This is a genomic window from Nonomuraea sp. NPDC003201 (assembly GCF_053590415.1).
In genome coordinates this window covers 20,537-29,324 of the sequence record NZ_JBSFTC010000134.1, presented here as the reverse complement: position 1 = coordinate 29,324, position 8,788 = coordinate 20,537, and the positions used below count along the sequence as shown (strand labels likewise).

Below are 8,788 nucleotides of genomic sequence, written 5' to 3'. Positions count from 1 at the left end.
GCCCGCGTGGCCCCCCTGGCCGCCGAGGAGGCCCGCGACCTGCTGGAGCTGCGCCGCTCCCTCGACCCCCTCGCGGTCGCGCTGGCCGCCGAACGCCGTACCAAGGCCGACATCGCCGCCATGCGCGCCGCCCACGAGGGCCTCGAACCCCTGCCCGGCAACCCCGCCTACGAGCAGCTCGTCGCGCACCGCAGATTCCACGCCGCCCTCTACTCCGCCTCCCACAACGACCTGCTCATCCAGACCCTCGACAGTCTGTGGGACAAGGCCGACCGCTATCGCCGCCTCGCCCTGGAGGTCGAACGCGGCCAGGCCGCCCGCGACCGCAAGGCCGCCGAGCACGAGGCCCTGCTGGAGTACGTCATCGCGGGTGACGTGGAATCGGCCGCCGCCGTGATGCGCGAGCACATCGACACCAGCCTCGGCGCCCAGGCCGCCTGGCGGCTGCGCAAGCACCAGAACCCCGTGGGCCAGGACGAGGTAGATGCCTGACGCCTGGCATCGGCACGCGGTCCTGCTCGCCCACTCCACCGGCACCCAGGTGATCACCTTCGTGCTGCGGCCCACCATGTCGTACCGCGCGATCGAGCTCGACGTGCCCACGGCCTGGCTCGGCCTGCTCGGCGCCAGCTTCGCCATCGCGCCGCTGCTGCTGGCCCTGCCCGCCGGCCACGCCGCCGACCGGTACGGCGAGCGCCGCATGGCCGTGGCGGGCGCGCTCCTGCTCACCGCCTCCGCCATCGCGTTCACCGCGTTCGGCCACACCGTCCCCGGCCTGGTCGCGGCGGGGGTCCTGCTCGGCACCGGCCACCTGGGCAGCGTCATCGCCCAGCAGGCCCTGGTCGCCAACACCACCGAGCACGGCCGCCACGACACCGCCTTCGGCCACTACACCTTCGCCGCGTCCCTCGGCCAGGCCGCCGGCCCGCTCATGATCAGCCTGCTCGGCGGCGACGGCTCCATCCCCGACACCGGCCGCATCTTCGCCTGGTCCTGCGGCCTCGGCGTGCTCCTCCTCGCGCTCTCCGCGATGCTCCCGCGGAGCGGCGCGGCCGCCCGGACCCGGGCCGAGAGCGGGGACCTGCGCTCGCTGCTGCGCCTGCCCGGCCTCGCGCACGCCCTGGTGACCAGCTGCGTGGTGCTGTCCGCGGTCGACATCACGCTGGCGTACCTGCCCGCGCTCGGCACCGAGCACGGGCTGACCGCGAGCGCCGTGGGCCTGCTGCTGACCGTACGCGGCGTCGCCTCCATGGCCTCGCGCTTCTTCCTCGGCCACCTCGCCCGCCTGGCCGGCCGGCGCCGGCTGCTGGTCGGCAGCACCCTCGCGGCGGCGGTCGCCATGCTGCTCACGCCCGTGTCCATGCCGCTGTGGGCGCTGGCCGCGCTGCTGCTGGTCGCGGGGTTCGGGCTGGGGGTGGGGCAGCCGCTGACCATGTCGTGGCTGGCCGAGTCCGCCCCCGCCGGGATGCGCGGCCGGGCCATGTCCCTGCGCCTGGTCGGCAACCGTACCGGCCAGCTGATCATCCCCGGCGCGGCCGGGGTCGTGGCCGCCGGGCTCGGGGCCGGCGGCGTCCTCCTCGTCACCGCGCTCAGCCTCGGCTGGGCCGGCGTGGCCGCCCGGCGGCTTCCCGTCGATCCCTAGGAAGGTTCCACCATGACCGTTGTCACCGCAGACCTGTACGACGAGCGCGGCGACCAGCTCGACTCCTGCGACCTGCAGCTGCGCCAGTACGGCGGCCGGCGCGCCTTCAGCGGCCCCGTCGTCACCGTCCGGTGCCACGAGGACAACGTCCTGCTCAAGTCCGTCCTGTCCGAGCCCGGCGAGGGCCGGGTCCTGGTGGTGGACGGCGGGGGCTCCCTGCACACCGCCGTCATGGGCGACGTCATCGCCGGCATGGCGGTCGCCAACGGCTGGGCCGGTGTCGTCATCAACGGCGCGGTACGCGACGTCGCCGCCCTGCGCGAGCTCGACCTGGGCGTCAAGGCCCTCGGCTCCAACCCCCGCAAGAGCGCCAAGGTGGGCGGCGGCGAGCGCGACGTCCCCGTCACCTTCGGCGGCGCCACCTTCCGTCCCGGCGCCGAGCTGTTCAGCGACGACGACGGGATCCTCGTCACGCTCCGCTGATCGCTCGGCCGGCGGCCGCGTGAAACGGCGGTCGAACGGGCGGAGAGATCTTGCGCCGGCGAGCTTCCATGACCGAGCCTTTCCCTCATGACCTTGGACGCGGACACGGCGGCCGCCCTCGACGAATACTTCGCCCTCGGGTACCGCCGCAGGGGACGTCCGTGACGCACCGGTGCGTTCCTCCGGGCGTCCACAGCGGGCCATGGCGGTGCTCCGGCTGCGGCCAATTGTGGGAGCCGCTCCCGCCGCCACGCCCCGAGCGTGACCCTGAGGCCCCGAACCGCAGATCCGGCATAGCGGCCGGCACCTCGATGGGAGCGCTGTGCCTGGCGGCCATAGCGCTCTCGAAGCTCCTCACCGTCGCGTTGTGCGCGGTCGCCGTGCTGGGGCTCTTCTGGTCGTACCGGTGGGAGCGCCGCGGGTGAGGCCAGGTCAGGGGCCCTTGACGGGCAGGAGGGGGCCGGTGAGGAGCTCGTCGCGGTCGCAGGTCAGCTCGCCGTCGCGCACCCGCAGCCGGGCGGCCTGGACCGACGAGCGGCGGCCACCGCCCGGGTGGGTGAAGTAGAAGATCACCGCCTCCTCCTCCCCCGTCACCACGACGTCCGCGTGGTGGCCGAACCCGTCGTCGTCCGGGCGCGTGCCCGGCTGGTCGAGGATGAGGCCCCGCGGCTCCCAGACGTCGAGGTCGTCCGAGACCAGCACGCGCTGGCCGTGCCACTCGTCGACGATCATCCAGTGGCGGCCCCCGAGCGTGAACACGTTGGCCCCCTCGTGCGCGGAGATCGTCACGGCGGGTCCGCGGACCTGCCAGTGGTGCAGGTCGGAGCTGTCGGCGGCCCAGGTGTGCGAGCCGTCGGCCTCGTCCTTGTACCAGAGCCGGTGGCCGCCGCCGGGCAGCGCGGCCACGCAGGCGTCGATCACGTACGGGGAGGACAGGCCGAGGGTGGACCGGAACGTCCACCGTACGAGGTCGGTGCTGGTGTAGTGGCGGATGTGGCGCTCGTGCCCCGGCCACGCCTCGGGGACGCCGCGGATGACGCTGACGTACATGTGGTACGTCTCGCCGTCGTCGACGATCTCCGGCGCCCAGTACGTGTGCCGCCCCCATTCGGTGTCGAGACCCTCGATCGTCCCCCGGTAGAGCCAGGTCGCGCCGCCGTCCGCCGACGACGCGACGCCGAGGTCGGTGCCGTGCACCCAGCTCACGTCCCCCCGGTCAGGGGCGCTCGCGCGGCGGCTGGTGTAGACGAGCCACCAGGCGCGCTCGGCCCGGTTCCAGATCAGGGTGGGGTCGGTGGCGCCGTCGTGCATGGGGTCGCGGTAAAGCGGCCGGGAGCTCATCCGGTCCCTTCGACGTGCGGTAGATCGTCCGCAAACGATACCGGCACGCGAAAAGGGCACCCCTGGTCAGGGGCGCCCTTTGGGGGAAGGCGAGGTCAGTTCGCGGGGAGCTTCACCGAGACCGGCTGGACGACCGGGCTGGTGTCCTTCTCGGCCCAGGCGCCGGTGGAGTAGGCGACCGGGAAGTTCTTCTTGCCGACGCCGCCGCCCCACTTGGTCACGACGTAGTCGATCTTGATGTGGCCCGCGCCGGCGACGCCGTCCACGGCGAGGGTGTCGGGGTTGAACGTGCCGCCGGTCAGCTCGGCGAACGTCTTGGCGTCGAGGTCGAGCATCACACCGCTGTTGGAGGGGTTGCCGGGACCGCGGTCACCGACGAAGAACGGGAGCTTCTTGCCCTTGTAGATGACGTAACCCTCGGTCATGAGCGGCCAGCTCGGGCTGGCGGCCAGACCCTTCTGCATGGGCTTGCCGGCGGCGGGCAGACCGGTGTCGCCCGCGCGGCCGGAGGAGTCGTCCCAGAAGTAAGACGCGGTGGTCGAGCCCTGGAGCACGGCCGTCTGGGTGATCGTGCTGCCGGCCTCGGCGTCAGCGTGCGCCGCGGGCGAGCCGACGGCCATGGCGGTCAGCACGGAGGCGGTGAGCATGGCGATAGAGTGCAGGCGAGCAGGCATGGGTAGGCGCAGTCCTTTGTGAGGCGACAGGGCAATACGCTCTTCACTCACGTAGCCGGGCATGACGCCGTAAGAGCGGCACGTGGAGCGTGAATCCAACGAGGGAGTCCGGACGAGTGGTGCCTTCCACGTTGGTAAGGCCCAGGTCACTCGCCGGTAACGACTACCAAACTACCCATCGAAACGGACAAAGGCAAACATAACCCCATGAAACGGATATAGATCTACGTTCGGGGTAAAGGCTTGAGTCAAAAGCCCCGGCGGGCAGGGGACCGCCGGGGCATACGTCGGGATTACGAGCGGGCGCGCCGGATCACCGCCGCCCCCAGCGGGGCCAGCTCGACCGGACCCGACACCGCCTGCCCGGTGAGCAGGTCGGTCCCCTCCCCCTCGAACGGGACGGACGCGCCCAGCTCGCCGCTGTGGTTGAGCAGGAACACGTACTCGTGCTCCTCGTCCCCCCGCACGGCGCACTCCACGTGGGCGGGCGCCTGCGGGAACGGCGACCGGACACCCGCCGCCGCCACGGCCGCGAGCAGTTCGGCGTCGAAGGCCGACTGCTCCAGGAGGGTCGCGAAGTACACCACGCGCCCCGCGCCGAAGCGGTTCTCCACCACGGCGGCCCGGCCGGCCAGCAGCCCGTCACCGTAGGTGGCCAGGGCCGTGCCGGTCTCCAGGTGCAGGTCGTCGCGCCACCACGTCGAGGTCGCCCGCCGCCCGTCGGGGAACTCCACGGAGAAGACCTCGTGCGGCCGCGCCGGCCAGTACTCGTCCACCTTGGCCCCGATGAGCTGCCGGAACGCGCCCGGGTAGCCGTCGGGCCGCACCCGGTTGGACTCGTCGACCACGCCGGAGAAGAACGACATGACGACCGTCCCGCCGTTCTCGGCGAACTCGGTGATCCGCCGCACACCCTCGTCGCCGATCAGGTACGCGTTCGGCACCACCAGCACCTTGTACCCCTCCAGCGACGACGACGCGGACACGACGTCCACCGGGTGGTTGTTCGACCACAGCGGCGTGTAGTGCCGCATGACCGTGTCCGGGTAGCTGAGGTCCTGGCGCGGCAGCCCCGCGGTCTCCTCCAGCCCCCACCAGCCGTCCCAGTCGAACAGGATCGCGATCTCGGCCCGCGAGGTCGTCCCCGCCACGGGAGCGAGCAGCTTCATCTCCCGTCCCAGGTCCACGATCTCCCTGAACGTGCGCGAGTCCGGCCCGGAGTGCGGCAGCATCGCCGAGTGGAAGCGCTCCTGCCCGCCGCGACTGGCCCGCCACTGGAAGAACATCACCGAGTCCGCCGCCCGCGACACCGCCTGCAGCGAGCCGAGCCGCATCCGGCCGGGCTCCTTGACGATGTTGAGCTGCCACTGGCTGACCGCGCTGGCCGCCTGCTCCATGAGCAGCCACGGCTGACCGCCCTTGAGCGAGCGGAACAGGTCGTACTGGAAGGCCGCCGACACGTGCGAGTCGGCGTCGGCGGGGTTGGGGTAGATGTCGAGCGCGACCGCGTCCTCCTCGGGCGCCCACTTCCAGTAGTCGGCGTGCTTGAAGAAGCGCATGAAGTTCGTCAGGACCGGGATGTCGTCGCGGAAGGAGCGGACGATGTCCCGTTCGGCGATGTAGCACTCGAGGAGCGCGTCGGAGGTGAAGCGCTTGAAGTCGAGCCGGCGGGCGGGGTTCATCCAGGTGCGCGGGATGTGCGGCACCTCGACCTGGTCCCAGTCGGTGTAGTGCTGGCTCCAGAAGCGGGTGTACCACGCCTCGTTCAGGGTCTCCAGGTCGCCGTAGCGGCGCTGCAGCCAGCGGCGGAAGTTGACCGAGGCGGCCTCGTTGTACGCCGTGGGCCCGTACTCGTTGGAGATGTGCCACATCGCCAGCGCCGGGTGGAAGGAGTAGCGCTCGGCGAGCTTGGTGGTGATGTTCGCCGCGTACTCACGGTAGACGGGTGACGACGGGTCGTAGTGCAGCCGGTTGCCGAACCCGAACCGCTCGCCGTCGGCCATCACCGGGAACACCTCGGGGTGCAGGTGGGTGAGCCAGACGGGCGGGGCCGCCGTCGGGGTGGCCAGGTTGACGCTGATGCCGTTCTCGTGGAGGAGGTCCATGATCTCGTCCAGCCAGCCGAACTCGTACTTGCCCGGCTCCGGCTCCAGGGACGCCCACGCGAAGACGCCGAGGGAGACGATGTTGACGCCGGCCTCACGCATGAGCCGGACGTCCTCCCGCCAGACGGCGGGGTCCCATTGCTCCGGGTTGTAGTCGCCGCCGTAGGCGAAGCCCCCGATGCGGTTCCTGAAAGCATCCAAGCGAGACATTTCACTGCTCCTGTAGGGATGGGAGGACGCTCGACGTGATCCCGGCGGCCGCGCGGGCCGCGCCGTCGGCGAAGGTGACCGCGTGCCGGAAAGCCGACTCCACCGGGCGTACGACGTCGAAGAGCGGCCCCTCCACGCAGCCGCGCCCGCGCTCGACGACCCGGTTCATACACCCCTCGCCAGTCGGAAAGTTTCTGGCACACTTTCCGAAAGATTACCGTGACATTGCCGAAGGGTTACGGTAGGCTCGGGCCCGCAGCGATGTCAACAGCGCCGATCGGGTAGCAGTCTGATCCAGGTCAGCGGGCAACCTGTGGGTTTGAGGTTTTTCCGAAAGTTGCAACTCGGAGGTCCTGTGGCTCGAGCAACGCTGGCGGACGTCGCCGCCGCTGCCGGAGTGTCCGTGCCGACGGTCTCCAAGGTCCTGAGCGGGAAGAAGCACGTCTCCACCGCCACCAGGGACAAGGTCCTCGAAGCGGTCAGGGCCTTCGGATACGAGGCCCCGCGCCCGCCGAGCACTCCCCGGGCCGGTCTCGTCGACCTGCTCATAGACGGGCTCGGCTCCCCGTGGGCCCAGGTGCTCATCAGGGGCGCGGAGCAGGCGGCCGCGCGGTGGGGCTTCTCGCTCGTGGTGACCTCGTCCATGCGGGCCGACTTCGACCTGCGACGCTGGATCGGGATCGTGCGCAAGCGCAGCACCGACGGCATCGTGCTGGTGCTGTCGCGGGCCAACCAGGAGGAGATCTCGGCCATCGAGGAGCTCCTGCACGTGCCCCTGGTGCTGCTCGACCCGGTGGGCAAGCGCGATCCGCGCGTCTCCACCGTCGGCGCCACCAACTGGTCGGGCGGCGTCATGGCCACGACCCACCTGCTGGAGCTGGGGCACACCAGGATCGGCTTCATCGGCGGGCCACTCGACACGCAGTGCACGCTCGACCGGTACGAGGGTTACCTGGCGGCGCACCGTACGTTCGGGATCGACCCCGACCCCGGGCTGACCCGTTACGGCGACTTCCAGATCTCCGGCGGCAGGGAGTTCGGGGCCGAGCTCCTCGACCGCCCCGACCGGCCCACCGCCATCTTCGCCGGCTCCGACATGCAGGCGGCCGGCGTCTACCAGGCGGCCACCGAGCGCGGGATCCGGGTGCCGGGCCAGCTGTCGGTGGTCGGCTTCGACGACTCCACGTGGTGCGAGATGATGTCGCCGCCGCTCACCACGGTCCGCCAGCCGCTCGACGACATGGCCAACGAGGCGGTCCGCCTCATCTCGGAGGAGCTGACTCATCCGAGGGGGCCGGTCGGGACGCGCATAGAGCTCGCCACCAGCCTCGTCGTCCGCAGCAGCACCGCCGCTCCCGCCTCGTGATCATCACCAGGGAGCTGCGCGTGGCCGCGTACGCGATCTGCGTCGACGACGGCCGGATCCTCCTAGCGCGCTGGGTCGGCCCCTCCGGCGAGCGGCACTGGACGCTCCCCGGCGGCGGCATCGAGCACGCCGAGGACCCGGTGGACGCCGCGATCCGCGAGGTGGAGGAGGAGACCGGCTACACGGTGGCGATCGAGACCCTGCTGGGCATGAGCACCCTGCGCTGCCGCTACCCCCGGGGCGAGGGCCGCGAGGCGGACTTCCACGGCCTGCGCATCGTCTACGAGGGCCGCATCACCGGCGGCAGCCTGCGCCACGAGGTCGGTGGCAGCACGGACCGGGCCGCGTGGGTGCCGCTCGACGAGGTGGCCGGCCTCGAACGGGCCGAGGTGGTGGACATCGGCCTGGACCTCCACCGCGTACGGCCCGGCAACGGCCGGGTGGACTAACCGGCGAAGGCGAGGGCGCCGCAGAACAAGAGGAACAGCGCCACGCCCAGGCCGCGCTGCCGCCAGGAGGCGCCCGGCGCGGTCACCAGGGCGGCGAACGGGTATGCCAGCACGGTGCCGAACACGTTGCCCAGCACGCCGAACAGGACCTCGGGGCCGGCGCTGAGCTCCCAGAGCGGCACCAGGAACAGCGGGGCCACGAGCGCGGCGGGCCACGCCGGCCGGACGCGCAGGAGGCCGAGCAGCGGCCAGGCCACCACCGGCACCAGCCAGCGCCCCACTTCCCACGCCTCGACGAACGGCCCGATGCACCCGAAGTGCCCGCATCGGGAGGTATCCGCCAGCGCGGCACCGAGCAGTGCCCATCCGAAGTGGAGGAACGGCAGGATCGCGCCGACCACCCCGGCGAAGACCACCTGCTCGGGCAGCCGCTGAGCCACGGACGGCGTGCCCGGCTTCGATAAGTCCATGCCGACAGCTTCTCATGCGCCCGCGTTCTCATGAGGCCGTGCGGACGC

Annotated in this window: 10 protein-coding genes; 5 read left to right on the top strand and 5 right to left on the bottom strand. The window is 71.6% G+C overall.

Features of this window, described 5'->3' with window-relative positions:
* The 3 genes from ACWDX9_RS35265 to rraA form a co-directional block, all read left to right on the top strand.
* Positions 1–492 (top strand): GntR family transcriptional regulator (locus tag ACWDX9_RS35265; RefSeq protein ID WP_449961731.1); only part of this gene is annotated, 492 nt, incomplete at its 5' end.
* Positions 485–1,642, top strand: coding sequence for an MFS transporter (locus ACWDX9_RS35260; protein WP_449961729.1), 1,158 nt, complete (start codon positions 485–487; stop codon positions 1,640–1,642). The genes ACWDX9_RS35265 and ACWDX9_RS35260, both read left to right, overlap by 8 nt.
* A 12-nt stretch (positions 1,643–1,654) precedes the next feature.
* On the top strand, positions 1,655–2,125 hold the full coding sequence (rraA, locus tag ACWDX9_RS35255; RefSeq protein ID WP_355202547.1) for a ribonuclease E activity regulator RraA: 471 nt from the start codon (positions 1,655–1,657) through the stop codon (positions 2,123–2,125).
* A 432-nt stretch (positions 2,126–2,557) separates the two neighbouring features.
* Here rraA and ACWDX9_RS35250 read toward each other — a convergent pair whose 3' ends face one another.
* The 4 genes from ACWDX9_RS35250 to ACWDX9_RS35235 form a co-directional block, all read right to left on the bottom strand.
* On the bottom strand, positions 2,558–3,436 hold the full coding sequence (locus ACWDX9_RS35250; protein WP_449961726.1) for a hypothetical protein: 879 nt from the start codon (positions 3,434–3,436) through the stop codon (positions 2,558–2,560).
* Between the two features lie 125 nt (positions 3,437–3,561).
* A complete protein-coding gene (locus tag ACWDX9_RS35245; RefSeq protein ID WP_449961723.1) occupies positions 3,562–4,113 on the bottom strand; it encodes a hypothetical protein in 552 nt (183 codons plus the stop codon).
* Between the two features lie 320 nt (positions 4,114–4,433).
* Positions 4,434–6,446: a beta-galactosidase gene (locus tag ACWDX9_RS35240; RefSeq protein ID WP_449961720.1), complete on the bottom strand. Its 2,013-nt coding sequence runs from the start codon at positions 6,444–6,446 to the stop codon at positions 4,434–4,436.
* Between the two features lie 10 nt (positions 6,447–6,456).
* Positions 6,457–6,624, bottom strand: coding sequence for a hypothetical protein (locus tag ACWDX9_RS35235; protein WP_449961718.1), 168 nt, complete (start codon positions 6,622–6,624; stop codon positions 6,457–6,459).
* Between the two features lie 186 nt (positions 6,625–6,810).
* Between ACWDX9_RS35235 and ACWDX9_RS35230 the strand changes: the two genes are divergently transcribed.
* Positions 6,811–7,821: a LacI family DNA-binding transcriptional regulator gene (locus tag ACWDX9_RS35230; RefSeq protein ID WP_449961716.1), complete on the top strand. Its 1,011-nt coding sequence runs from the start codon at positions 6,811–6,813 to the stop codon at positions 7,819–7,821.
* On the top strand, positions 7,818–8,270 hold the full coding sequence (locus tag ACWDX9_RS35225; protein WP_449961714.1) for an NUDIX hydrolase: 453 nt from the start codon (positions 7,818–7,820) through the stop codon (positions 8,268–8,270). Before ACWDX9_RS35230 ends, ACWDX9_RS35225 begins: the two co-directional genes overlap by 4 nt.
* Here ACWDX9_RS35225 and ACWDX9_RS35220 read toward each other — a convergent pair.
* Positions 8,267–8,740, bottom strand: a complete 474-nt coding sequence (locus ACWDX9_RS35220; RefSeq protein ID WP_449961711.1) for a hypothetical protein — start codon at positions 8,738–8,740, stop codon at positions 8,267–8,269. The two genes, ACWDX9_RS35225 and ACWDX9_RS35220, sit on opposite strands and share 4 nt — an antisense overlap.
* Positions 8,741–8,788: the final 48 nt, after the last annotated feature.